The organism is Streptococcus cameli, from assembly GCF_053207365.1.
Map to the genome: position 1 here is coordinate 18,277 of NZ_JBRUIM010000007.1, position 24,733 is coordinate 43,009.

Annotated in this window: 20 protein-coding genes, 1 other RNA gene and 1 CRISPR repeat array; of the genes, 5 read left to right on the forward strand and 16 right to left on the reverse strand. The window is 40.6% G+C overall.

Annotated elements, in window-relative coordinates; all coding sequences use genetic code 11:
• Positions 1–116: 116 nt before the first annotated feature.
• Positions 117–1,730: a ribonuclease Y gene (locus tag ACVR1I_RS10200; protein ID WP_447443922.1), complete on the reverse strand. Its 1,614-nt coding sequence runs from the start codon at positions 1,728–1,730 to the stop codon at positions 117–119.
• A 159-nt stretch (positions 1,731–1,889) separates the two neighbouring features.
• On the opposite strand from ACVR1I_RS10200, the gene ACVR1I_RS10205 reads away from it, so the two are divergent.
• Positions 1,890–2,372, forward strand: a complete 483-nt coding sequence (locus ACVR1I_RS10205) for an S-ribosylhomocysteine lyase (protein ID WP_447443923.1) — start codon at positions 1,890–1,892, stop codon at positions 2,370–2,372.
• A gap of 38 nt (positions 2,373–2,410) precedes the next feature.
• On the opposite strand, the gene ACVR1I_RS10210 is transcribed toward ACVR1I_RS10205, so the two are convergent.
• The 5 genes from ACVR1I_RS10210 to ACVR1I_RS10230 all read right to left on the reverse strand — a co-directional run bounded on the left by ACVR1I_RS10210 (position 2,411) and on the right by ACVR1I_RS10230 (position 6,334).
• Positions 2,411–3,757 carry a cell division site-positioning protein MapZ family protein gene (locus tag ACVR1I_RS10210; RefSeq protein ID WP_447443924.1) on the reverse strand — a complete coding sequence of 449 codons (1,347 nt, stop codon included), beginning with the start codon at positions 3,755–3,757 and terminating at the stop codon, positions 2,411–2,413.
• Positions 3,758–3,768: 11 nt separating this feature from the next.
• Entirely contained in the window at positions 3,769–4,926 is a 1,158-nt protein-coding gene (locus tag ACVR1I_RS10215) for a THUMP domain-containing class I SAM-dependent RNA methyltransferase (RefSeq protein ID WP_447443925.1), read from the reverse strand.
• Between the two features lie 81 nt (positions 4,927–5,007).
• An RNA gene (rnpB, locus tag ACVR1I_RS10220) (RNase P RNA component class B) lies at positions 5,008–5,368 on the reverse strand.
• Between the two features lie 12 nt (positions 5,369–5,380).
• Complete coding sequence (gene gpsB / locus ACVR1I_RS10225; protein WP_447443926.1) at positions 5,381–5,713, reverse strand: cell division regulator GpsB; 333 nt, start codon at positions 5,711–5,713, stop codon at positions 5,381–5,383.
• 69 nt (positions 5,714–5,782) lie between these two features.
• Complete coding sequence (locus ACVR1I_RS10230; protein WP_447443927.1) at positions 5,783–6,334, reverse strand: SLOG family protein; 552 nt, start codon at positions 6,332–6,334, stop codon at positions 5,783–5,785.
• 65 nt (positions 6,335–6,399) lie between these two features.
• On the opposite strand from ACVR1I_RS10230, the gene recU reads away from it, so the two are divergent.
• The 3 genes from recU to rsmG are packed head-to-tail and all read left to right on the forward strand — an operon-like array spanning position 6,400 to position 9,932.
• On the forward strand, positions 6,400–7,011 hold the full coding sequence (recU, locus tag ACVR1I_RS10235; RefSeq protein WP_447443928.1) for a Holliday junction resolvase RecU: 612 nt from the start codon (positions 6,400–6,402) through the stop codon (positions 7,009–7,011).
• Positions 7,001–9,163: a penicillin-binding protein PBP1A gene (gene pbp1a / locus ACVR1I_RS10240; RefSeq protein WP_447443929.1), complete on the forward strand. Its 2,163-nt coding sequence runs from the start codon at positions 7,001–7,003 to the stop codon at positions 9,161–9,163. The genes recU and pbp1a overlap by 11 nt, the downstream gene beginning before the upstream one ends.
• Before the next feature lie 55 nt (positions 9,164–9,218).
• Complete coding sequence (gene rsmG, locus ACVR1I_RS10245; protein WP_447443930.1) at positions 9,219–9,932, forward strand: 16S rRNA (guanine(527)-N(7))-methyltransferase RsmG; 714 nt, start codon at positions 9,219–9,221, stop codon at positions 9,930–9,932.
• 4 nt (positions 9,933–9,936) lie between these two features.
• On the opposite strand, the gene ACVR1I_RS10250 is transcribed toward rsmG, so the two are convergent.
• From ACVR1I_RS10250 to ACVR1I_RS10275, 6 genes are all read right to left on the reverse strand, one after another.
• Positions 9,937–10,587 (reverse strand): uridine kinase family protein, encoded by a 651-nt coding sequence (locus ACVR1I_RS10250; RefSeq protein ID WP_447443931.1) that lies wholly within the window; start codon positions 10,585–10,587, stop codon positions 9,937–9,939.
• Positions 10,588–10,670: 83 nt separating this feature from the next.
• Positions 10,671–11,657 (reverse strand): oxygen-dependent tRNA uridine(34) hydroxylase TrhO, encoded by a 987-nt coding sequence (trhO, locus tag ACVR1I_RS10255; RefSeq protein ID WP_447443932.1) that lies wholly within the window; start codon positions 11,655–11,657, stop codon positions 10,671–10,673.
• A 154-nt stretch (positions 11,658–11,811) separates the two neighbouring features.
• Positions 11,812–12,801, reverse strand: a complete 990-nt coding sequence (gene lplA / locus ACVR1I_RS10260; RefSeq protein ID WP_447443933.1) for a lipoate--protein ligase — start codon at positions 12,799–12,801, stop codon at positions 11,812–11,814.
• A 129-nt stretch (positions 12,802–12,930) separates the two neighbouring features.
• A complete protein-coding gene (locus tag ACVR1I_RS10265; RefSeq protein ID WP_447443934.1) occupies positions 12,931–13,341 on the reverse strand; it encodes a peptide deformylase in 411 nt (136 codons plus the stop codon).
• Between the two features lie 14 nt (positions 13,342–13,355).
• Positions 13,356–13,973 (reverse strand): CPBP family intramembrane glutamic endopeptidase, encoded by a 618-nt coding sequence (locus ACVR1I_RS10270; RefSeq protein WP_447443935.1) that lies wholly within the window; start codon positions 13,971–13,973, stop codon positions 13,356–13,358.
• Positions 13,974–14,222: 249 nt separating this feature from the next.
• On the reverse strand, positions 14,223–16,316 hold the full coding sequence (locus tag ACVR1I_RS10275) for an AAA family ATPase (protein WP_447443936.1): 2,094 nt from the start codon (positions 16,314–16,316) through the stop codon (positions 14,223–14,225).
• A 730-nt stretch (positions 16,317–17,046) separates the two neighbouring features.
• Between ACVR1I_RS10275 and trpB the strand changes: the two genes are divergently transcribed.
• Positions 17,047–18,222 (forward strand): tryptophan synthase subunit beta, encoded by a 1,176-nt coding sequence (gene trpB, locus ACVR1I_RS10280; protein ID WP_447443937.1) that lies wholly within the window; start codon positions 17,047–17,049, stop codon positions 18,220–18,222.
• Between the two features lie 28 nt (positions 18,223–18,250).
• Positions 18,251–18,747: a CRISPR direct-repeat array (repeat unit 36 nt; unit sequence GTTTTATGGTTACTTAAATCTTGAGAGTACAAAAAC).
• 41 nt (positions 18,748–18,788) lie between these two features.
• Here the strand turns inward: trpB and csn2-St are convergent.
• The 4 genes from csn2-St to cas9 all read right to left on the reverse strand — a co-directional run bounded on the left by csn2-St (position 18,789) and on the right by cas9 (position 24,647).
• Complete coding sequence (csn2-St, locus tag ACVR1I_RS10285) at positions 18,789–19,859, reverse strand: CRISPR-associated protein Csn2-St (protein WP_447443938.1); 1,071 nt, start codon at positions 19,857–19,859, stop codon at positions 18,789–18,791.
• Positions 19,856–20,179 carry a CRISPR-associated endonuclease Cas2 gene (gene cas2, locus ACVR1I_RS10290; protein ID WP_447443939.1) on the reverse strand — a complete coding sequence of 108 codons (324 nt, stop codon included), beginning with the start codon at positions 20,177–20,179 and terminating at the stop codon, positions 19,856–19,858. The genes csn2-St and cas2 overlap by 4 nt, the downstream gene beginning before the upstream one ends.
• 1 nt (position 20,180) lies before the next feature.
• Positions 20,181–21,092 carry a type II CRISPR-associated endonuclease Cas1 gene (gene cas1, locus ACVR1I_RS10295; RefSeq protein ID WP_447443940.1) on the reverse strand — a complete coding sequence of 304 codons (912 nt, stop codon included), beginning with the start codon at positions 21,090–21,092 and terminating at the stop codon, positions 20,181–20,183.
• Positions 21,093–21,260: 168 nt separating this feature from the next.
• Positions 21,261–24,647, reverse strand: a complete 3,387-nt coding sequence (cas9, locus tag ACVR1I_RS10300; RefSeq protein ID WP_447443941.1) for a type II CRISPR RNA-guided endonuclease Cas9 — start codon at positions 24,645–24,647, stop codon at positions 21,261–21,263.
• Between the last annotated feature and the right edge of the window lie 86 nt (positions 24,648–24,733).

The window sequence follows — 24,733 nt, forward strand, 5'->3', positions numbered from 1 at the left end:
AACCAATCTAACCGGCGGATAGCACTCCAAACAATCAGATAGCTCTATCCCTTCTTTTCCTTGTAGAGATTGTCTAAATCGAAAACTCACCTCCAAATGGAAGTGAGTTTTCTTGTTTATTTGGCGATGTCTGTTGCTCGGGTTTCCCGAATAACCGTAATCTTGATGTTTCCTGGATAATCCAAATTGTTTTCGATTTTTTCACGAATATCATGAGCCAAAATTGTCACCTTGTCATCATTGACAATATTTGGATGGACCACAATCCGGACTTCACGACCTGCTTGAATGGCATAGGCTTGTTTAATGCCTTCAAAACTATTGGCAATTTCTTCCAAGTCGTGGAGACGTTTGATGTAGGCTTCCATGGATTCACGACGGGATCCTGGACGAGCCGCACTCAAGGCATCCGCTGCTGCAACAATAACAGCAATGGTGCTGGTAGCTTCTACATCTCCGTGGTGGCTGGCAATCGTGTTGACCACAACAGGGTTTTCCTTATACTTGCGAGCCAATTCCATACCGATTTCAACGTGGCTACCATCCACCTCACGGTCAATGGCCTTGCCGACATCGTGTAAGAAACCTGCACGACGGGCCAAGTTCACATTTTCACCTAACTCTGCAGCGAGAACGCCAGAAAGTTTGGCAACCTCAATCGAGTGGCGCAAGACGTTTTGACCATAGGACGTACGGAAATGCAAGCGTCCCATAATCTTAATCAAATCTGGGTGAAGGTTTGGCGCACCAATTTCATAAGCAGCGGCTTCACCATATTCACGAATGCGATTGTCCATTTCAACTCGGAATTTCTCCACCAACTCTTCAATCCGAGCTGGATGAATCCGTCCGTCTTGCAGGAGGGCTTCCATGGTCATCCGGGCAATTTCCCGACGAATCGGATCAAAACCAGATAGGACAACGACTTCCGGAGTATCGTCAATGATAACATCAATCCCCGTCAAGCTTTCAAAGGTTCGAATATTGCGGCCCTCTCGACCAATAATCCGCCCCTTCATCGAATCATCTGGCAAATGAACAGACGTAATCGTTTGTTCTGCCACATACTCTCCTGAGATCCGTTGCATCGCTTGTGCTAGTAGATCCTTAGCCGTCTTGTCAGACTGTTCCTTGATTTCACGCTCTGCTTCCTTGATACGAGTAGCAATCTCATGAGACAACTTGTCTCTTGTATCTGCCAGTATCAATTCACGTGCTTCTTCTTGTGATAAGGAGGCTACCTTTTCTAATTCAAGAGCCTTTTGTTCTTCTAATGCCGCAACCTTTTGCTCACGCTCATCAATGTGTTTCGATTTATCTGTCAAACTTTGTTCTTTTTGTTCCAAAGTTTTTTCTTTGTTCGTTAAATTATCGTCCTTGCGATCCAAGCTACTTGCTCGTTCCGTCAAACGCAATTCTGTTTGACGCAATTCCTGCTTTTCAGCCTTGAATTCTTCTGCAACTTCTTCACGATATTTACGAGCTTCCTCTTTTGCTTCTAAGAGCAATTCTTTTTTCAAGGATTGGCGATCACGTTCAGCAGTTTTCACAATCACTTCTGCTTCTTGCTCTGCTTTTCCTCGAAGATTGCTTGCTTCTTGTTCCGCATTTAAAAGTGTCAATTCTGCAGTTTCTTTTGCAGACTTCATCTTTACAGAAATAGCTAAATAACCGATTACTAACCCAATGAGAGCGGCTAAGATTGCAATTATAATGTGTATAATTTCCATCTTGCACCTCTTTTTGTTTTTGAATTTTTTAGAAAAATCCTCTCTTATTCTACCATAATTTAAACGATTTCACAAATCAAAATTTCAAAATATGATATAATCATTTTAGAATATTTCCAGATATGGAAAACCATTATTAAAACAAGAAAAGAGAAATCTATGCTAAAAAAAGTTATTGTTGAAAGCTTTGAGCTCGACCACACTATTGTAAAAGCACCCTATGTCCGTTTAATTTCTGAAGAGAGTGGCCCAAAAGGCGATGTCATTACGAATTTTGACATCCGTCTTATTCAACCCAATGAAAACGCAATGGATACAGCTGGTTTACATACCATCGAGCACTTGTTAGCTGGACTGATTCGCCAACGGATTAATGGTATGATTGATTGCTCCCCATTTGGCTGTCGGACTGGCTTTCATATGATTATGTGGGGACAACCAACTGCAAGAGAAATTGCTAGTGTGCTCAAGGATTGTTTAGAGGAGATTGCCACTGCAACAACTTGGGAAGATGTACCTGGAACGACCATTGAGTCCTGCGGAAATTACAAAGACCACAGTCTTCATTCAGCCAAAGAATGGGCTAAACTCATTTTGGCACAAGGGATTTCAGAAGATGCCTTTGAACGCCGTCTAGTGTAAAAATAAAACGAATTGGCTATCCAATTCGTTTTTTGTTTCTAGAAGTCTACATCGTCCGCATAACCAGACCCATTTCCTACAAAGTAGCCGGTCTTGGCGTTGATTGAAAAGAGATAGGTTCCATCTGTACGGAACATGTTGTAATAACCATTCCCGTTAATAATGTTTACTTTTTCAAGAATAAAGTCATGTCCAGCAAAATAACCACGCTGGTTCGATGTCGCCACAATGCTTTCCAACATGCCTGGTGCAAAAATCCATGCTGGATTAGAAGCATCTGCAATCACAGTATCATTATAAGGCACACGACTGAGATGGCGCTGCAATTGCACCTGGTCACTGCCATAAACAATTCGTTTCCCGTAATCCAGTATCAAGCCATTTGAGAATGTGACAGGATTAGAGGCCGCGTTACCAGCTGGAGCAGCCACTACGGGTTCTTCTACAACTGGTTCTGAAGCGACTGGAGCACTCTGAGCAGGCACTGGACTTGCAACAGAACTAGCTGGCGTCTGCGTTCGTCCATAATTAATAGCTGACGTTAACAAGGTGTCAACTGGTGAAATACCCGTTGTAGTTGTGGTAAAATTAGCACCATTTTTAACAGTGGCAGTGGTATCCAATTCCCCATTTACAATGGCCGGTTTGTCGAATTGTGTATTGATAGCTTGAATCGCTTTGATGGCTTTTTCAAGCTTTTCGTATTTTTCTTTAGCAGTCTTATAACTTGCACTGGACGGATCCATCTGGTCTAGCAGAGCTTTTAATTCTGGCAACTTACCAAACATATCATTTTTGATTTTTGACAAACTTCCATCTGTAAAATAAGTCACATATAACTGATCAAATGCCTCTAAGGATTCATCGGACGAACTCGTTGTAGAGCGACTACTTGATTTACTGCTTGAGGTTGCCACTCCATTTTCATCATTATCGGACGGTTTCGTCCACAGATAGGCCGAAACTAAGATACCAATAAAAGCCACTACAAGAGAAGCCCAGATAAAGGCTTTTTTCTTGTTATCTAGCACAGTATCCACTTCATCATCGGTTTCGTCCCAATCAGAAGACACCGGAGAGACCGAAGACTCCATTTTTAAGGAAGCTTCCGGAATCGATTCTTCTACTTCATCTGCTCCTTGGCTAGTTGGTGGGACAATCGTCGGTGGAACAACAGCAGCTTGCACAATTGTATCAAACTTTTCCGCCTCAATAGCCTCTCTATGTTGTTTGATATAGCGGTCTAAGACGCTATCTCCTTCTTCAATACCATCTTTTAATTCTTGATGTTTTTTTGTGATTTGACCAACAGTCATTTCTTTTACATCATCAAAATTCAAGGATTGTTCTTTTTTGGCAGTCGTTTTCTTTTTCTTTTTTGACACGGATAAACCTCCTATTCTGGTTGGGTTCGTTTGACACGTTGCCCAAAATACTGATACAAGTCAACCTTGAGTGTACCGTTATATAATTTTCTTTTTTTATCAGCCAATTGCCCAAAGCGTGCTTCAAACTGCTCATCACTGGTTAAAATAAATTTAGACCAGGTTTGAAGTGGCGCAAAGACTTCTCCCATTTCCTTATAGAGCATGACAATCGCTACATCATCCAACAGGCGTTCTCCATATGGAGGGTTGGAAATGACCACACCGTTCATTTTATCTGTTCTAAAATCTTGTAGGCGCATTTGCTTAAAAACAATATCCTTTTCAAGTCCTGCTGCAAAGGCATTTTTCTTAGCAATATCAATCATACGGCCGTCAATATCTGCTCCCAAAATATCCAATTGCAGATCCGTCTTAATGGCTTCTTGGGCAGCTTGACGGTGTTTTTTCACTTCTGCTGGATCAATCCAATTCCATTCTTCGAAAGCAAATTCTCTTTTCAGTCCAGGTGCTATATTTTTTGCCAGCATAGCCGCTTCAATACAAAAGGTTCCTGATCCACAAGTTGGATCAACCAAGGGTTTGTCTGGGTACCAATTGGACAATTGTAAAATCGCTGCTGCCATGTTTTCTTTGATTGGCGCCCCACCTTTTTCAACCCGGTATCCCCGTTTAAACAGACTAGAACCAGTTGAATCAATCATGACCGTTGCCACATCTTTCAAAATCGAGACTTCAATCTTAAATTCTGCACCAACTTCTTGCAGTGGTACTCCTTCTGGACGATGGAAGTGTTTTTGTAATTTTTTCACGACCGCCTTTTTTGAAATGGCTTGAACACTGGGTTCGTTATGCAACTTTGATTTCACACATTTGGCCTTGGAAATTGGAAATTTACAGCCTAGTGGCAAATAATTTTCCCAATCTAAAGCAAAAATACCTTGAAAAAGTTCTTCAAATGTTCTGGCAGGGAACTGGCCGACAACAATCTTAATCCGATCTGCCGACCGCAACCATAAATTGGTCTCAATAATGGCTGAAGTCCCACCTTCAAAGCGGACTTTCCCATTTTCAACCTGGCATTCATAGCCTAATTCTCTTAATTCTCGTCCAACAACAGCCTCTAAACCTGCCGCTGCTGTTGCGACTAATTGAAATGTTTTTCGCATATTTCTCACTTTTTCTATTTGGCTACTAAACAAGAAAGCCTAGGTACTTTCGTCCTAGACTCTACTACCTATTATGCAATTTTCTATAAGCCATGTTTTGTTCCAGTGGTACTAGGCTCTACCACCTTCGATAATCATCTGTCTACTGTTTCCAGTCAGGAAAGACCGTTCGTTTCCAGCTTTCCCATGCCCCGACCAAAGTTTGGGTTGCTAGCTTGAGGGGTTTACCGCGTTCCACTTTTTAGATTTCCCTAAAAACTACGTCACTGTGGCACTTTCAGGTCTAGTAGAGCCTATCTTTCGACTTAGCCCGTTTGACCGCCGTCACGCCAAAGGCGTGCCTAGGCTTATTTGTTCGCCTAGCACAAACACTACCGGCATCACAGCCAGTGCTAGCATGGACTTTCCTCATGACCAAATGGCCATGCGATTATCCAAAAATTGCACATATTGCTTATTCGTCTTGTGCAATTTGCTTGCCAAAGACTTCTTTTTCAAGACGGTTCAAGCGACGCAAAATATCAAAATTGGTTGCTGAAGATCCACGTTCTGTGCGAAGTGTATCGGTTTCGTCTGCTGGTGCTGAAAAGGTTTTTGGAGCATTCGCTGCTTGTGCCTTCAAACGCGCAATTTCCCCCTTCAACTCTTTAATAATTGCCTCATAGGCATCATAGTCTTTCATGATGCTGTCTAAAAAATCATTTACTTCGTCTTGATCGTACCCACGAAACCCAATTTTAAAATCCTGTTCATAAATATCTTTTGTTGTAAATTTAATCGTCGCCATTACTCTATCCCCAATCTAAAAGTCACTATCTCTATTATATTAAAAAATATAGGCAAAAATCAAGCTAAATTACTCATTTTTTGAAATTTTTTCTGCAAAATTTTCTGCGACTTCATTTAGATATTCGAAATCCAAAACAGTTATAGTATACTCTTCTTTATTTACCATTGTATGATAAAGATATTTCAGATTTGTTTCATTTTCATGATCGTAAAAAATATAAGCCCCGTCTGTATTTTCAATTAGAAATTGATTGTATTCTCGAAATTGGGATGGATTTTCGTATCGAGGATAGGCATATTTGACAAAATCAACAGCTTGAAAAGTAGCCAACTTCAGCTTATTTGCATCATTCCAATTTTCTCCGTGGTTTTCAAAGCAAAATATCGTCGCAATTTGGCAGCTATACCCTTCATTTTGTAGCTCTTTTAAGACCTCTATGGCCCAATGTTCAAACCCAAGATTTCCTGTAAAAATAAACCAACTAACTCCTTCTTCCAAAAACCGAATCAAATGACTGCGTATCCCCTCTTTAATGATGGGAATGCGTTGGTCTTTTTCTGAAAAAATTCCCAAATCCGTATGTTTATAACCTGTTACCAACAGACTCTTAACGCTCAATTCTTGTACTCTTTTCCTATCTTATGTTATAATATACTGATATTATTTTATCAAGAAGGAGCATTATGGTCAATTATCCTCATCGGGTTGCAAAACAAAACAAGACACTTCCTCTTTCAAAAAAAGAGTCTTCCATTGATTTTGCCAATCGCGGAATGAGCTTTGAATCTGCCATAAATAGTAGCAACCAATACTATCTTGCACATGGAAAAGCTGTTATCCATAAAAAACCTACTCCTGTGCAAATTGTGAAAGTTGACTATCCCAAGCGTAGCCGTGCTAAGATTGTCGAAGCCTATTTCCGACAAGCCTCAACAACAGACTACTCTGGTGTCTATAAAGGGCACTACGTAGATTTTGAAGCAAAGGAAACAAGGCAAAAAACAGCCATGCCCATGAAAAACTTTCATGCCCATCAAATCGAGCATATGACACAAGTTTTAAAACAAAAGGGAATCTGTTTTGTATTGTTGCACTTCTCAACTCTTAAAGAAACCTATTTGCTACCAGCCGATTCCTTGGTGAAATTTTACCAGATTGATAAAGGTAGTAAATCCATGCCCATTGACTATATTCGTGAATATGGGTTTGAAATTAAAATGGGCGGTTACCCTAGCCTCCCTTATCTTGATATCATCGAAGAAAAGTTATTAGGTGGTGAAAAACTTGAAAAATGAAAACCTAAAAAGGATTTTTATCCTAGTAGCCAATGTACTGCTTTCATTGTTTACAATTGGTGTCTTAGCTGGAGCTGCAATCGCTTTTTACTACATCCAGTCTGCACCCAAACTAACTGAAGAAGCTTTAACAGCCACAACTTCTAGTAAGATTTATGACAAAAACGGTGGACTGATTGCAGATTTAGGAGCAGAAAAACGCTCAAATGCAAAAACCCATGATATCCCAACTGATTTGGTCAATGCCATTGTTTCGATCGAAGACCAACGCTTCTTTAACCACCGTGGTATTGATGTCATTCGGATTGCAGGAGCTTTTGTAAATAATCTAACCAGCAGAAATTTACAAGGTGGGTCAACCCTAGACCAACAATTTATTAAATTAACTTATTTCTCCACATCAACGCAAGACCAAAATATCAAGCGTAAAATCCAAGAAGCTTGGCTTGCGATGCAGTTAGAACAACGCAATACCAAACAAGAAATATTGACCTATTATGTAAATAAGGTTTATATGTCAAACGGAAATTATGGCATGAAAACAGCTGCCAATTCCTACTATGGAAAAGAGTTAAAAGAGTTGAGTTTGGCACAACATGCTCTATTAGCTGGTATGCCTCAAGCCCCAAATCAATATGATCCTTATACACAACCTGAAGCAGCCCAAAATAGACGTAATCTAGTATTGGGACAGATGTTAAAAGAAAAATACATTTCCAAAGAGCAATATGACACCGCTGTCGCTACACCAGTAACCGACGGCCTGCAACCACTGAAAAACACAGCTGCTTATCCTCCTTACATGGATAATTACCTAAAAGAAGTCATTGAGGAAGTCCAAGAAAAAACTGGCTACAACTTGCTCACAACAGGTATGGATGTTTATACAAATGTAGATCCTGCAGCCCAACAACAGCTTTGGAATATCTATAATACAGATGAATTTGTAACCTATCCAGACAATATCTTCCAAGTTGCCTCTACTGTTGTAGACGTCTCCAATGGCCGTGTTATTGCCCAATTGGGTTCACGTAACCAATCCACTAATGTTTCTTTTGGAACCAATCAAGCTGTGGAAACCAACCGTGACTTTGGATCCACCATGAAGCCAATTACAGACTATGCCCCTGCTTTGAAGCATGAAATTTACACTTCAACTGCAGATACAATCGCAGATAGACCCTACAACTACCCTGGAACCACTACACCTGTCTATAACTGGGATAGAGGTTATTACGGAAATATGACCTTCAAAGCTGCTCTTCAGTACTCCCGCAACGTCCCTGCTGTTAAAGTGTTAGAAAATACTGGATTAGACAAGGCCAAGGATTTCCTTAGCAGTATCGGCATCAACTATCCTCAACTGTTATATTCAAACGCCATTTCCAGCAATACAACCGATTCCAGCAACCAGTATGGAGCTAGCACTGAAAAAATGGCTGCGGCCTATGCTATCTTTGCCAATGGTGGAACTTATTACAAACCACAATACGTCAATAAAATTGTTTTCAGCGATAGTACTGTGAAAGAATTTAAACCGGAAGGAAACGAAGTCATTAGCGAAGAAGTTGCCTACATGATGACAGATGTCCTAAAAAGTGTCATGACATACGGAAATGGTTTAAATGGTGCTATTTATGGTGTGCCACAAGCTGGTAAAACTGGTACCTCAAACTATACTGATGAAGAGATGGAAAAAATCCTTTCATCTAATGAAATGGCCAATTACAGTCAAATGGTCGTTCCAGATGAAAACTTTGTTGGATACTCCACCAAATACGCTATGGCTGTTTGGACAGGTTACACCAATCGTACCACTCCCGTTTTAGATAACGGTATGCTCATTGCAACAGATGTCTATCGAAGTATGATGGCTTACCTTAATCCAGTTGAAACCGCAACAGATTGGGACATGCCTGCCGGCTTAACCCGCTATGGAGCCTACCTCTATCTAAAAGGAGCTCAGCCAAGTTATAACTACAACTACAATTATAACTATAATCCATCATCTTCAAGCACTACCAGTAGTTCAACTACAAGTAGCGAACCAGAACCTTCTACGACTGAACCTAGCTCCAGCACAGAACCAAGTTCGACATCAACCGTAGAAGAGCCTGAGCCGTCTACAAGTTCTAGTCAACAAAATCCTTAAAACTCAGAAAGATTTCTGAGTTTTTCTTTTTTCCAGAATATGATAAGATAGAAACATGAAACCAGAAATTTTTTACACTGAATTAGAAAAAATCGGCTTTTTACTTACCGATCTGCAAAAACACCAATTCCATCGCTATTTTGAGCTCCTCGTCGAGTGGAATGAACGGGTCAATCTAACCGCCATCACAGACCAAGAAGAAGTCTACCTCAAGCATTTTTACGATTCCTTGGCACCTGTCTTACAGGGCTATATCCAAAACGAGTCCATTTCCCTATTAGACATCGGTGCTGGTGCTGGTTTTCCTAGCCTTCCCATGAAAATTCTTTGTCCAAATATCGAAGTGACGATTATTGACTCCCTCAACAAACGGATCCAATTTCTCCATCTATTGGCAGAGGACCTCGGTCTCGATAAGGTCCACTTCCACCACGGACGGGCCGAAGATTTTGCCCAGGATAAGAATTTTAGAGGGCAATTTGATTTGGTAACGGCTCGTGCGGTTGCCCGAATGCAGATATTGTCAGAATTGACCATTCCATTTTTGACCTTAAACGGCAAACTGATTGCCCTCAAAGCTTCCAGTGCAGAAGATGAATTGGCTCAGGCCACAAATGCCCTCACGCTCTTATTTGCCAAGGTCATTAAAAATGTGGATTACCAGTTGCCAAACGGTGACCCCCGAACCCTGACTATTGTGGAAAAGAAAAAAGAAACGCCCAACAAATACCCGCGTAAAGCCGGTATCCCTAATAAGCGTCCCTTGTAAAAGGCTAGGAAATCCTAGTCTTTTTTTCAACGGTAAATCGATTCCCACTCTGGTTAACAATGATATCAAACTCGTCTTTGTAATGGGCCATAAACAAGTCGTACTGACGCCTGCGGTGGGCGTGGGTTTCAGTGACGAAGTCAGCCTTTCGCCCTCGCTCCTTGGTATCCCTTGCCAGTCTTCTCGTTAATTCTGTCTCAGCATCCGTATAAAAGAAAAGCGACAAATCAAACAGGTCCTTGTCTAAAAAGGTTGGTGTCATCCCCTCCACAATGGTGACTGGACAAGCAGCTTTTAAATAATTTGCTGGCATCCAGGGTAAATCTTCAGGAGTCAGCAGGTCCATGCCTTTTTCCAGCATGGACAGGTCTCGTTTGAGGCCAATCAGTTCATGCCGAACGGGGTGACAGGCTGTCGCAGCATGACGGACCCATTGACCGTCTAATTCGTATTCTAAGACGGCATCTTTGCTGTATGCATTGGAAATGACATAGGCATCCGTCTCGACCAGTTGGGCTCTGCCTTCAGGAAAAGAATCCATTAGCTTTTTGGCAAAAGTGGTCTTACCAGAAGCGCCGTGTCCGCAAATGCGAATAACTGTTCGGTCCCTTTTTTGGCACCATGCCACAATATCTGCGAGTAAGTCCTTCTCCATTTTCCTTCTCTCCCTTTTCTTAATATCCCATTTATGATACCAAAAAACGGCTGAAACATCTTGTTTCAACCGTTTGTTTTTTATTAAGCACCAACAACTTCTGGTAAGGTTTCACCAATCGCTTCTAAGCGGGCAGTCCATTCTTCACGGGTCAAACCATTTTCAGAAACATAACGGTTGCGCTCATGCGCACGGCATTCTGGTGAGCATCCACGAACGTATTTTGCTTCGTTTTCTTCTGACGCAAAGATTTGCTCATTACAGAATGGATTTGCACAATTTACATAGCGTTCACATGGGGTCCCATCAAAGTGATCCTTGGCAATAACCGTTGGGTTCACGCGGTTTACCGGTACAGAAATCCGCTCGTCAAAGACGTACATGGCACCGTCCCACAATTCACCCATGACTTCTGGATCTTTTCCGTAGGTTACGATACCGCCGTGCAATTGGCCCACATCTTTAAAGCCTTCACGGACCATCCAACCAGAGAATTTCTCACAGCGGACACCACCTGTACAGTATACGACAACGCGTTTTTCCATGAATTTTTCCTTGTTGTCACGGACCCATTGTGGTAATTCGCGGAAGTTGCGAATGTCTGGGCGAATGGCACCACGGAAGTGGCCTAAGTCATATTCGTAGTCATTGCGCGTATCCAAGACAACGGTGTTTTCATCCAAAAGCGCTTCTTTAAATTGTTTTGGATTGAGGTATTCACCAGTTATTTCCAGCGGGTTAATGTCGCTGTCAAAATCATTGTCTTCTAAACCAAGGTGAACGATTTCTTTCTTGTAACGGACAAACATTTTCTTGAAGGCATCTTGTGGTTCATCATCAATCTTGAACCATAAGTCTGCAAAGCGCTCATCACTATGCACCCAGTCCATGTATTTTTGAGTGGTTTCGTAGTCTCCAGAAACAGTACCGTTGATTCCTTCATCCGCAATCAAAATCCGGCCTTTCAAACCGATTGACTTACAAAAGTCCAAGTGGATCTTGGCATAGCTTTCCGCATTTTCAATCGGAACATACTTGTAATAGAGCAATACACGAATATCGTTTGACATTTTTTTCTCCTTTATCTGTCTTTGCAAGAGACAGTTGTTCTGTATTATTTTACAGAGAATCAGCCTTTTTTACAATTGATTTGTCTGTAAATCGCCTGCCCTAACCTTTTCACAATACAAAAATAGGTGAACTAGTCACCTATTTGCTTAACACTTATGCCACAATGGCCTTAGCTACTTCTTCTGTCGTCATACGAGAGAAATAATGGGTTGTATCGATGGTTTGCAATTTTTCCAATACATCTTTGTATTCGTAACGGCTACCAACCAAAAGTTTTTCAATATCCGAAACATCGCCAATCCCAAAGAAGTCTCCGTAAATTTTGATGGATTCAATGACCGATTTTTCTACCTTGGCAAAGGTTGTGATTTTCCCTGCAGGATAGCGAACATTGCGCTCAATGGTGTACTCTGGTGTTGTACCAAAGTTCCACTCCCAAGTCCCAAATTGGGTGTCACGGATTTCTTGGATACGGGCCAATTCGTCTTCATTCAAGACATACTCATCCATGTCTGGGTATTCTTTTTTCATTTGGTCCAAGATAGCATCCTTGAACTCTAAAACTGTCATCTTTTCTGGTAATTCGTTATTGATGTTGGTCACACGTGCCCGAACAGACTTGACCCCTTTGGACTCAATCTTGTCTTTTGACACCTTAAGAGCATGTCCCAAGACAGTCATATCCACATCAAAGAGCAAACAACCATGGTGCATCATCCGACCTTTGGCATAGGCTTGGGCATTACCACAGATTTTCTTGCCATCAATCTCCAAGTCATTACGGCCTGTAAAGTTGGCTTCAACCCCCAGAGTTGCAAGGGTATCAATCACCGGTTTGGAGAAGGTCTTAAAGTCAAAGGCTCCTTCTTCTGATTTGTTGGAAATAATGGTGTAGTTCAAGTTGTTCAAATCATGGTAAACCGCACCACCACCAGACATGCGGCGAACGACATGGATACCGTTAGCATCCGTGTATTCTTTGTTGATTTCCGAAATGGCGTTTTGGTGTTTTCCGATGATGATCGCTGGCTCATTGATCCAGAGAATAAAAATCTCATCGATATCGGTTAACTCTTTAAAGGCAAAGGCTTCAAGAGCAATATTGTAAGCAGGATCGTTGGAATTGTTAACAATGTATTTCATCTGGTACTCCTCTTTTGTCTACGTATGAAAACGCTATGATTATTATAGCAAATTTCCAAGAAAATTGGCTAGAATGACGCTGTCTTTTTTGAGAAATTTTATAAAAATCCCTTGCTAGAATCCCTTGTCTTAGACCAAAATACCTTCCAAATGGTCCAATTCATGTTGGATAATTTGAGCAGTAAAGCCAGTAAAGGTCATAGTCTTGTCTTGCCAATCCTGATTTTTAAAAGAAATCGTAATGGTTTCATAGCGGGTAACCGGACGAGTTCCTGACAAGGACAGGCACCCCTCTTCTGAAAAATAGGGCTTGTCTTTGGAAACCAAAACTGGGTTGTAACAAACCAGGTTCATCATGCCCATTGAGAAAATGATAATGCGTTTGTTGACTCCAATCATATTGGCTGCCATCCCAACACAGGAATCTTTATGGGCTAGTAAGGTATCTTGTAAATCCTTGCCAATTGCTAAATCTGCCCGAGTAGCGGGTTGGGATTTTTGTTGCAAAAATAGGACATCTTTCATAATGGGACGAATCATCTTCCACCTCTTTTCTAACTCATAAATGCTAAGAAATTCGCGACTAGATGGAGCAAGATGCTATCTGTCACAGATTGTTTCCGGTAGTAAGCCAAACCAAATACCAGGCCGGCACCAATATAAATCACCGCTTCTCCAAGGGTTGCTACTCCATGGAAAAAACCAAAAATGACTGCACTGATGAGAAGCCCTATAAGTTGGTGTTTCGGGAAGAGGATTTGAGGAACAATGCCCCGAAAAATCATCTCTTCTACAACTGGAGCAACCACGACACTGCTGAAAAAGCTATGCCAGATCGGTAATTGGGTCCGCACACTGTCAATTAGGACACTATTATCTGTATCGGCTTTCCCTTGCAAGTCCATCAACCAACTACCTAAGGCACTAGTGGCAAGCAAGAGAGCATAAAAGACCAACACATAAGCTAATCGTTTCCATGACCACAAGGGCTCCACATCTTCAAAAAATCCCTGTTTCTTCGCATACCATAGGGCCAATCCCAAACAAGTCCCATTGATAAGAAAGCTCGTGATGATATCACCCGTCGTTGGCTGGTCTATGACAAAGCTGGATCCAATCCCCATCAGTAAAACAAGGCCAAGACCTGTCAACAATCCGATAACTTTTTTCACGATTATTCTCCCGTTTTCTAGTCAGTATATATCTATTGTAAATGACTACTTTATAAAGGTCAATAGCCATTCTAATGATTTAAAGAGAGCTTTTCCTATTCTCTCATTTCTCAAAATAGATGCCAACGAACTTAATTTTGTCCCAAACAATGGATAACAATGATTGACACAGAAAAAGTAAAATTGCTACTAGCTGCTACTTTATAAAAAACGAAAAAGGCTGGACCTACTGTCCAACCTCTTTCATTTTTAAGCTTCTCTTATCTGAATTTCTCCATCCACCACATCTGCTACCAATTCGGTCACCTCTGGGTTGTCCAAATAGAAATCGGTCACCTTGTCACGGATGTCGTTTTCAATCACACGGCGAAGTGGACGAGCTCCCATCGCCTTGTCATAGCCTTTTTCCATCAAGAAGGTTTTGGCTTCTGCGGAAACGGATAAACGGATGCCTTTTTTGTCTAAGGTCTGGTTCACTTGCGACAACATCAAGTCCACAATTTCCAAGAGACTCTCTTTGGAAAGGGACTCAAATTCAATAACCCCATTGAAACGGTTGAGGAATTCTGGACGGAAGTAAGGAGCAATCCGCTCCATAATATCCACTTTCCCAGACTCATCCGTCTCGGTCTCATACCCAAACCCGGTATTGGAAGTCGCAATAATCACGGTGTTCTTGAAGTTCACGGTATTGCCTTGGCCATCTGTCAAATGCCCATCATCCAAGACCTGCAACAAGAGTGTGATGACTTGCGGGTCTGCTTTTTCAATCTCATCCAATAAGACAATGGAATACGGATTTCTACGAACACGCTCCGTCAAGGTATGGGAATTGTCATCATAACCAATGTAGCCTGCTGTTGTGCCGATTAACTTAGACACAGCAGTCCGGTCACTGTATTCTGACATGTCGAGGCGGATAATGGCTTCCTTGGTACCAAATATATCCAAGGCTAATTGTTTGGCCAACTCCGTCTTACCAACCCCTGTTGGGCCGACAAAGAGGAAACTACCAATTGGGCGACTGCCTTCATCAAATCCAGCCCGGTTCCGGCGAATGGCCTTAGACACCGCAGCAACCGCTGCATTTTGGCCAATTACCTTGGTTTCCAAACGGTCTTTCAAGCCTTTCAAACGCTCGATGTCTGATGCCCCCATTTGCGATACAGGAATACCCGTCATGCGTTCGACTGCTTCTGCCACATCGTTGGCTGTCGCAACCGCTTTTTGCACTTCAGAGAAATCTGTGATACGTGCTTGCAATTCATCAATCCGTACCTTTTCCTTCAAAGCAGCTTCATAATCTTCCCGATCTGCAGCCTCTTGTTGCAAGAGTTTGGCTGTTTCAATCTCTGCTTCCAAGGATTTCAAATCCGTAGCAGGATGTTGGGCTGCCAAATGAGCTGCCGTCATATCGACCAAGTCAATGGCCTTATCTGGCAAGCTGCGTTGTGGAATGTACTGAATGGAATAGTCTACCGCTGCTTGAAGCACCGCATCTGGCAATTCCACATTGTGGTGAGCTTCGTAGAGCGGTTTAATCCCCTTCAAAATGGCCAAGGTGTCCTCAGCGGATGGGGCATTTACCTTGACTTCGTTAAAGCGACGGGCCAAGGCCGCATTTTTCATAATGGTATTGCGGTACTCATCCTGGGTAGTCGCACCAATCACTGTTAATTCCCCACGAGAAAGAGCTGGTTTCAACATATCGGCCAAGCCCTTGGAACCGGAATCCCCACCTGTTGATCCCGCTCCTAAAATCTGGTGAATTTCGTCAAAGAACAAGAGAATATTGCCTGCCGCTTGAACTTCTTGGATCAACTGCTGAATATTTTCTTCAAAAGCCCCACGGTACTGGGTCCCCGCTTCTAAATTGGAAATATCAATGGCGTAAATTTCCTTGTTCTTAATGGCTGCTGGTACATCCCCATTTACCAATGCTTGGGCCAAACCTTCTACAACCGCCGTTTTTCCAACGCCTGCGTCTCCAACCAAAACAGGGTTGTTCTTGGTCCGACGGGCCAAGATTTCAGCAGTCTCTTGGATTTCCTTATTGCGGCCAATCACCGGATCCAACTTTCCTTGACGGGCTTCTTCTGTCAAATGACGACCCAACTTAGCTAAAATCCCATCGGGTTTGACACCACCCTTACTTGCCTGAGGAGTCACTCCTTCTTCTTGTGGCAACTGACCTGTTTTGCGGTAAATGGCAAATTCTTCTGGCGTCACTTCGCGACCGTTGATCAAGTAGCGTTTGCTTTCAGAACGGTAGCCACCCATATCTCCCATCAATTGTTGGAAGATGTCATCCATATTGTGAAATTGATTAAAATTGTTGTTCATAGCTTACCTCTTTTATATTTTATGTGCATGTGCAAGGCTGGTTTTGATTGTTTGACCAAAACTGACCTTTTCTCTAAAAAAATAATTTTGCTTCTTAAAATGAAACGACTCTTGGAACTGGGGCAGGTTTTGCCGGATATATCTGACTATCTCTGACCAATTCTTCAAAAAAAGAAACCATCCTGACCACTCCTTTAACTCGTTTTTGATAAGGACTGCTGTCCTTATGAGACTAGTATACACCATTAGTCAGTAAAGGTCAATGGTTTTGTTTGACTTTTTTTGACCTTTTAACAAAAAATAGTTTTTGAAAACGCTTGACAAAAGATTCCACTCCCTGTATAATAATACACAATCAGAAAAGTAACAAGAGATGGCTTTCAGGGAGCTCGTGGTTGGTGGAAACGAGCAGCAGGAACTTGCGAACATTGGGCTGATGACAGATTATGAGGACAAGACATACTCCTCAGGTAGGCACCCCTTACCGTGCAACTCCTTGTTAGAGGAGAGTGAGATGACAGGACAATAGGAGCCTGTTAATCGAGGTGGTACCGCGTTTTTAGGACTAAACGCCCTCGCATAGCTTAGGCTATGCGGGGGCTTTTCTATTTTCCAAAAGGAGAAACCAATGAAAAAACAAGATAGCAAGCGATGGCGATGCTGCCATCTACCTTCAAAGACAAATAAAAAATAGACGATTAAACATCAAAAAGAAAATGGAGAAAAGATCATGACAGAAAAAGGATATTTCGGACAATTCGGCGGTAGCTTCGTACCAGAGCCAATTCAAGCACTTTTGGATGAATTGGAAGCAACATTTGAACAATACAAACAAGACCCTGATTTCTTAGAAGAACTCAACTTCTACCTACAGGATTATTCAGGTCGCCAAACGCCACTCTACTATGCCGAAAGCTTCAGTACTCATCTAGGCGGTGCAAAAATCTATCTCAAGCGAGAAGACTTGAACCACTTGGGCTCCCACAAATTAAACAACGTTTTGGGTCAAATCCTTTTGGCCAAACGCATGGGCAAGACCCGCGTCATCGCCGAAACAGGAGCTGGCCAACACGGGGTTGCTACTGCTGCTGCTGCCGCAAAATTTGGTATGGCTTGTGATGTTTACATGGGGGCTGAGGATGTCAAACGCCAACGCCTCAACGTCTTTCGGATGGAGATGATGGGAGCAACCGTACATGCGGTGACAGAAGGAACAGCCACCTTGAAAGAAGCAGTCGACGCTGCCTTCGGAGCATGGATGAGTGACTTGGACGCCTTCTATGTCCTTGGCTCTGCTGTAGGCCCACATCCATACCCAACCATCGTACACGAATTCCAAAAAGTCATCAGTACCGAATCCCGCAAGCAAATTCTTGAAAAAGAGGGCCGTTTGCCAGATGCCGTCATCGCCTGTGTCGGTGGTGGATCAAACGCTATCGGTGCCTTCTCCCAATATGTAGCAGACACAGACGTTGCCCTTATCGGGGTGGAAGCAGCTGGACACGGAGTGGACACCGACAAGCATGCTGCTACCATGACCAAGGGAACCGTTGGCATTGTCGATGGCATGAAGACCATCTCCCTCTTTGAAGAAGATGGCAGTGTCTCTCCAGTTTATTCCATTTCAGCCGGTCTGGACTATCCAGGAGTAGGGCCAGAACACGCCTTCTTGAAAGATTCAGGCCGCGTTGATTATGTCGCAGCCACCGATGAAGAAGCGGTCCAAGCCCTTCTTCTCCTCTCCAAAACCGAAGGCATCATCCCAGCCATCGAAAGCTCCCACGCCTTGGCAGAAGCCATCAAGCGGGCGCCTCAACTGGACAAGGACCAAATCATCATCGTCAACCTGTCTGGCCGTGGAGACAAAGACGTCGCAGCCATTGCCGACTACCTTGACGCCAAATAAAAAACAAACCGCCCAGCCAAGCTGAGCGGTTTTATGGTTACTTAAATCTTGAGAGTACAAAAACCTGCTAGTTGAGCAAGGAGATTGATTTTATGTTTTATGGTTACTTAAATCTTGAGAGTACAAAAACGGATTTGATCCTACATCAACCCAAAAATTGGTTTTATGGTTACTTAAATCTTGAGAGTACAAAAACTGCGCTAATCAATTTCTGGACCACAGACTTGTTTTATGGTTACTTAAATCTTGAGAGTACAAAAACCAAACACCTTCGTCTCGATGTTCTAAGACAGTTTTATGGTTACTTAAATCTTGAGAGTACAAAAACCAAACACCTTCGTCTCGATGTTCTAAGACAGTTTTATGGTTACTTAAATCTTGAGAGTACAAAAACTAGAGATATCGCTACTCTTTCTTTTGGATTGTTTTATGGTTACTTAAATCTTGAGAGTACAAAAACCATCAATCCAGGAGCAACGACTTTACCCAGTTTTATGGTTACTTAAATCTTGAGAGTACAAAAACCTCAAATCGTCATTTTTAGTTTTTGCACTTTCAATCTAATTTTACCTTTTAGCAACTGTTTCGTCAACTTCTGCCCTCAAGTAATCGACTTCTAGCTGATCTGGTACAATAATTGGATATTTGATTTTTTTCTCATAGTGATACAAGCGATTCAAAATAGTTATCATCACCAGATCAGTCACTGATAAACTAATATATTCCAATTGATCGGTCAATAAGTAGCTGGCATTTTTTTGTAACTGTTGTAAAAATACTTCCTTAGTTGGCACATTATTTGATGGGTACTGAATTGCAAAACGTTCGTACAGAAAATCGAATTCGTATAAATGAGCAACGAAATCTCCAAAAATGTTAACATTTGACATCAACTCACTCGTTAAATACAAGTATCCCTCATTTGATGGAAAAATCATTACTTGAAAATAAGGGAAACTATTCGTCATCTTTTCCAATTCTTGACAGACACAAAGAAAAGACTGGTAGCTCAGATAATCATCCATATTTTTAAACAGTAAAAGAGTTGGCTGAGTGTCATCCTGTAGCAATTCACATAACATTTTTAAGAAAATAATAACTTTCTTTTCATTTTCAACAAATTCAAAAGCAATATTTTGCTCGTCTTTTTTGAAATAGGGTAAAAAATTCTTTGACAGCAACTGATCAATCGTAAAATACTGGCTTTCCGTATGGTAGTTCACTCCTGCCATGTTCAAATCAAGAATATCATTCAGCTGCATGGACATCATATCTAAAAGATTGTTAATTTCCTCTAGATGTGTCATAACATCTACTCGATTACATTTCTTTTTCATATAATCAAACGCGACAGTCCCTTTTTTATAAACCATCTGTTCTAATAAAGCACTGATATCCGAAATGGTAATAAAACGATAATGATTTCGTTTCAGGGGAGTTGAATCTTTCTGAATGACAGGTTCAACCTGTTGGAAGAGAGTTAAGTCCTCCTCCTTGTATTTCTTACCATCAAAATACCAAACCAACAATTGCCATAAATAATATTTTAATTCTTGATTATGGCCTATGATTTGTGTAAACGGTCCAACTTGAAGGGATAAATGTTCTAAATAGGGGTGAGGAAACGTCCATTTCATATGACCACCAACTTCTTATCACTGATAACTTCTTCTTGTCTGGTCTTTCCACCAACAATGAGGACCATTTCTGAAAACTGTTTTTCAGTAACAGCTAGTAAACGGACATTTCCTGAGGGTAAGCTACTTTCAGCCAATCGTTTGTAAAACTTTTTAGCAAAACTTCTATTGGGACAGGTCCTATAATAGACCGAAAACTGCAACATTTCAAAGCCATTGGCCAATAACTCCTTACGAAATTGACGGTAGACTCTTTTTTCTTGCGTTGTTTCCATCGGTAAATCAAAAAAACACATCAGTCTCATCGCTTCATACCTCATTTTACTCCTCCACTTCTAAACTGGATACTATTGGACAAAAGAAACGGCTGGTATCCCCGTCGTTCATGCACTTAATGAATCCTTTAACATATTTATCCATTGCTGTAGTTACGGTGCAACTTTCTTTTCCATACTGAATTTTAGCATTGAGTAAGTTCGTGATTTTCAATCTAGCTTCAAAGGTTAAATAAGCTTCTTCCCTTAAATTCAGATAAACCCAAACATCCACAATCTGCCTGAAAGGTTCGATTAAATCGTCTACTAAATTAAAGGTATTAAACTCATTTTTATGGAAAATCCCCATCAATGGGTTCAATCCATAACCAGAAACGATTCGAGCCATTTGTGCACGAAAAATAGTATAACCATAATTTAAACCTGCATTGATCACATCAGCTTCTCGTTGGCTGATCCGGACAAAGGATTTTCCAAACAATTCATTGAAATACACTTTAGCCGCATGGCCTTCACGATTTGTTTTATCACCAGGCTCAATCTGCTCGATGTAATTGGCCAATAATTGTATCGCTGTTAAATCTTTCTCCAACATTGCCAAAACATCTTGTTGATTATTGATTTTATATTGGACAATCGCTTTCCATAACCATTTCTTTTGTTCCTGTGTCCAGGCCAGTTGAGCTTGAAACTTCCGATAGGCATGGAAATGTCCATTCAATCCATAATACATTCCCGTCGGTAAATGGTGACTATCACAAACAATCAGAACAATATTGTATTTACTAAAAGCACTCAGCAACCGCAATGTGACAACTGTATCACCTCCTTCTGCTACAACAATGGAAATATCTGACAAGGGAATCGTAAATTCTTCTCCTTGTTTTTTTATCAGCAAATTATCTAGCTTTAACCTCATTTTTTCACTATCACAAATATGAACAATTCGCCAAGTCATACATCCTCCTTTGACACAACGAAAAGCACCCCATCAAGATGGGGTGCTGATTTCGGCATAAAGCCTTATCTTTGTAGGCTCTGCAAGATTTAAGTAACCATGCAAGGCGTCCCTTGCACATACTATTATACAGCGTTTACAAAAACATTGCAATCCCTTTCCTATATTTTATTTTTCTTTTTTATGATTTCCAAAATCTAAGCGAGGCTCGTCACCCTCTTTCTTAATATAGAACTGATTTCCTAATACATCTGTTTTGATTTTGTAGAGAGAAAGATTACTATATGTTAAAGTTTTTATAAATCTTTTTGGAGCTTTTCCTAAAAGTTCAATAACATTCTCTTTGCCTGTGAAATTCGCTCGATCATAAGGTTTTAGTTCAACCTTATTTTTTTTACTTAAATCACTTCTTGATAAAAACCGAAAAATTTGTTTCTGTTTCCTAGCTGTATCATTTATAAGTAATAAATCATTTTTATACAGCGTAAACTTAAATTCTGAATCCTGTGAGACACCTTCCCTCTCTTTTATCTCTAGATATTTTTCTTTTTTTAGAAGATACTTTCCTGTTCCTATCTCAAATCCTAAATCAGAATATCTTATCCCCATCAATTCATATTTCTTCGAAATTGAATTAAAATAAACATCTGTTCTCCAAGGATTTAACGATCGTAAAATCACTTTACTTTTACTTAATTTTGGTGTGATATTTAATCCAGAGATTGGTTTAAGAATTTCATCATAGTATTTCAAGGACTTGATAGCTGGACCTTTGTTTTTTCGACTGTACTTACAGATGTACCCATGCTCTTCAAAATAAGCAGCAAAAGGATTGCCTGTTTCTTTTCCTTTGTCATCAAAAGTTCGATAGTCCGACAAAATAACTTCAATAACTTTTTCCCATGTTACAGGATCTTTTTGATACAGTAAAAACTTGGATTTGTCCTTATTGTAAAGCTTGATGAAGGCATCATATCCTGCTTGTGAATAGATATCTTTGATTTTACCTAAGACATAAGTCTCAGCTTTCTTATCTTTTTCAAGTCGTGCTTGACGGGTTCCATAAATCGTCGCATCTGAAATTTTACGATTGACTTTAGAATCGACTTGATAGGAGAAGAGAATTTCATCCTCAAACGCTTTACTAGCTATGGTATTGACAAAGCCTTGGTAGGGAGGCGTGAAGACTGCTTCTTTGTATTCAGCATCCGACAAAATTTCTCCGGTTTCAATATCTACTTTTTGGTTCTCAATATAATCAACAAAAAGTGGATCACCTTGCTTTTTCCACAATTTCAACTGAGTGGAAGCTGCAATAACCAAGGCATCAATGGCATGATGATGATAGGTCTCACGGCTCTTATCAATTTTCCATTGTCGACGAAGTTGTGAAGTAAATTGTCCTCGTACTACAGATACCTTTGTTTCTTTTCCCATTACCTTCAAAGCATCCTGCAAGGCATTCAAGACGGTCCTTGAAGCATAGCTAGTATCTACCAAGTTTCGAGCAATGAATTTTTGTTTGACTTCAATCTTGTTAATATCTTCCTCTGTTAAGAGATATTCACGTTTCTTTTTATTGAAACCTTTCAAACTCCAAATATAATCTTTAAATTCTCGAATTGACCAGCTACTTTTAGCTGTTTCCAAATAACGAATAGGCGTTCGCTGACCTTTTTCCTGATTGGCTGTCGCAAGTACCAATACTTTATTGGCTAGGCTATCGTCAAATGATAGAGACAGTGGGAGAATGTGATCAATTTCAAACATGTGCTGATTATGAATCAAGTTATGGATATCAATCGGCTGACCAGTATAGAGACATCTTTCTCCTTGCTGATACCACAAACGAATTTTAGTAGCTAACTGATTGTGCCCATGAAATACTTCATTTGGAAGTTCCTTCTTACCATTGTATAGCGTTGCCGCACGTAATTCAGCTGCATCTTTTTCCGCTTTATTATTTTTTTGTCTCTGCGCAATGTTCTTGCGTTCATCTTCCTCATTTTTATCACGAGGCATCTCAATGACAATCTTGTCAAATTCACCCCATTTTTTTACAGAGGCATTGATAATCTTAATCGCTTGGCGGACTGATTTGGCAACAACGGGATTATATATTTCATCTGTAACCAACATCTCATCAATGTATTTTGTTCTTTTCGAGGTCTTTTCTTGATACTTCTGTTTCCCCATTCTTGTTAGAATGGTCATTTGCTCTTCCGATGTACCATACAATTCTGGTATCAATTCCGACATCAATTTAACAGAGAGGCTATGCCACCCTTTTGAGAAAATCGCGCTATTTTTCTTTCTAAACTCAACAAATACCTTTATGTCATCTACTGAAAACCGATTTGGTAAGTTATGGGTAATTGCCTCTTCAATCCCTTCTCGCTCCGTATTTAAAGTCAATATATGAGCTAATGTATCTAACTCCTGAACTGTAATTTTTTCAAATTCAATCTGATCAGAAAGAGCATTCTTCATCTTGCGGTAGCTTTCAAAAGTGTGCATATCTGGTTTATCTTTAGCATCTAGTCGATAACCACGAATGTCCTCCTTTGTACCACCCACTAATTTGACAATTTCTTTTAATAATAAATCCGGACTAAAACGACTACTATTCTGTGCAATACTTACAAGTGTTTGCTTCTGTTCTGTACTTAATTTACCAGTTTCTGTTGGTACTGTTAAGTTGTTCAGGTCGTTTAAAAAATTAAATTCTTGTGCCGTATAGGATGCTTTGGCTGCTCGGTACTCTTCTGGATAAAAACTACACTTGCCAATTAAAATACCAAAGATGTTATCGAGTGTTGTTCCATCTGTTCTGAAACGTCCATAATCCGTACGAGATTGCTCATTACCTGGTCCATGGTAATATTTTCGTTTAGCAGTTAAAATTGAAAGGTAGTCATTCACAAATTCATCTGAAATCTGAGTATGAAACTTGGATTGGCATTCTAAAATACGCTTGGCTTCCTTAACGTAATCTGAAGTTGAAAAAACATTGATGACACGTTGTTTCTCTCCATTTTCATCATATATCGTGAAATCTCCACGCACTTGACCATAGTTTTCTAAACGTTCAAGTTGAATTTCTCCTGGTGTCTTTATTTTTAATAATTCTTGATTGGCTTCAATCGATTTAGAATACTCAGTTCCTGAACCAACTCCGTCCTCACTGGCATCGTCAAGATAAGAAATCCCACGCCTCTTAACAATATTACGCAATGCAGCAAATAATTCTTCATTGGATAATTCTTCTGTTAGGCCTTTGACCCTTAGAGCATAAGGATTTAGATTTAAGTTTTGGAAACTCGTTTCAACTCCATATTTCTCAAATAAATCTTTTACTCGAGTCACACGGTGTTTTTTTCTGCGTACCAAGCGACGACTACTACGAGAACCTCTACGCTCTGCATTATTATCTGCATTAGCAGCTGGAAAAATGCGTGAGCTCGCATGAATAATCTTACCAGTAGATGCTTCCAATACACCTACTCCAACAGATGCAATACCAATATCAAGTCCTAGAATCTTACCATTTGTCATACTAGTTTTCTCCTTGTTAAGAATATATCAATATTTTATCGTCTTTCTGTTGAAAACGCAATCATTTTTAGTAAAATAAAACAGTT

Excerpts from the sequence above, each read along its gene's own strand:
- ACVR1I_RS10200 (WP_447443922.1), bottom strand. The coding sequence starts at position 1,730 with ATGGAAATTATACACATTATAATTGCAATCTTAGCCGCTCTCATTGGG.
- ACVR1I_RS10205 (WP_447443923.1), top strand. The coding sequence starts at position 1,890 with ATGCTAAAAAAAGTTATTGTTGAAAGCTTTGAGCTCGACCACACTATT.
- ACVR1I_RS10215 (WP_447443925.1), bottom strand. The coding sequence starts at position 4,926 with ATGCGAAAAACATTTCAATTAGTCGCAACAGCAGCGGCAGGTTTAGAG.
- gpsB (WP_447443926.1), bottom strand. The coding sequence starts at position 5,713 with ATGGCGACGATTAAATTTACAACAAAAGATATTTATGAACAGGATTTT.
- recU (WP_447443928.1), top strand. The coding sequence starts at position 6,400 with ATGGTCAATTATCCTCATCGGGTTGCAAAACAAAACAAGACACTTCCT.
- rsmG (WP_447443930.1), top strand. The coding sequence starts at position 9,219 with ATGAAACCAGAAATTTTTTACACTGAATTAGAAAAAATCGGCTTTTTA.
- ACVR1I_RS10250 (WP_447443931.1), bottom strand. The coding sequence starts at position 10,587 with ATGGAGAAGGACTTACTCGCAGATATTGTGGCATGGTGCCAAAAAAGG.
- trhO (WP_447443932.1), bottom strand. The coding sequence starts at position 11,657 with ATGTCAAACGATATTCGTGTATTGCTCTATTACAAGTATGTTCCGATT.
- lplA (WP_447443933.1), bottom strand. The coding sequence starts at position 12,801 with ATGAAATACATTGTTAACAATTCCAACGATCCTGCTTACAATATTGCT.
- ACVR1I_RS10265 (WP_447443934.1), bottom strand. The coding sequence starts at position 13,341 with ATGATTCGTCCCATTATGAAAGATGTCCTATTTTTGCAACAAAAATCC.
- ACVR1I_RS10275 (WP_447443936.1), bottom strand. The coding sequence starts at position 16,316 with ATGAACAACAATTTTAATCAATTTCACAATATGGATGACATCTTCCAA.
- trpB (WP_447443937.1), top strand. The coding sequence starts at position 17,047 with ATGACAGAAAAAGGATATTTCGGACAATTCGGCGGTAGCTTCGTACCA.
- csn2-St (WP_447443938.1), bottom strand. The coding sequence starts at position 19,859 with ATGAAATGGACGTTTCCTCACCCCTATTTAGAACATTTATCCCTTCAA.
- cas2 (WP_447443939.1), bottom strand. The coding sequence starts at position 20,179 with ATGAGGTATGAAGCGATGAGACTGATGTGTTTTTTTGATTTACCGATG.
- cas1 (WP_447443940.1), bottom strand. The coding sequence starts at position 21,092 with ATGACTTGGCGAATTGTTCATATTTGTGATAGTGAAAAAATGAGGTTA.
- cas9 (WP_447443941.1), bottom strand. The coding sequence starts at position 24,647 with ATGACAAATGGTAAGATTCTAGGACTTGATATTGGTATTGCATCTGTT.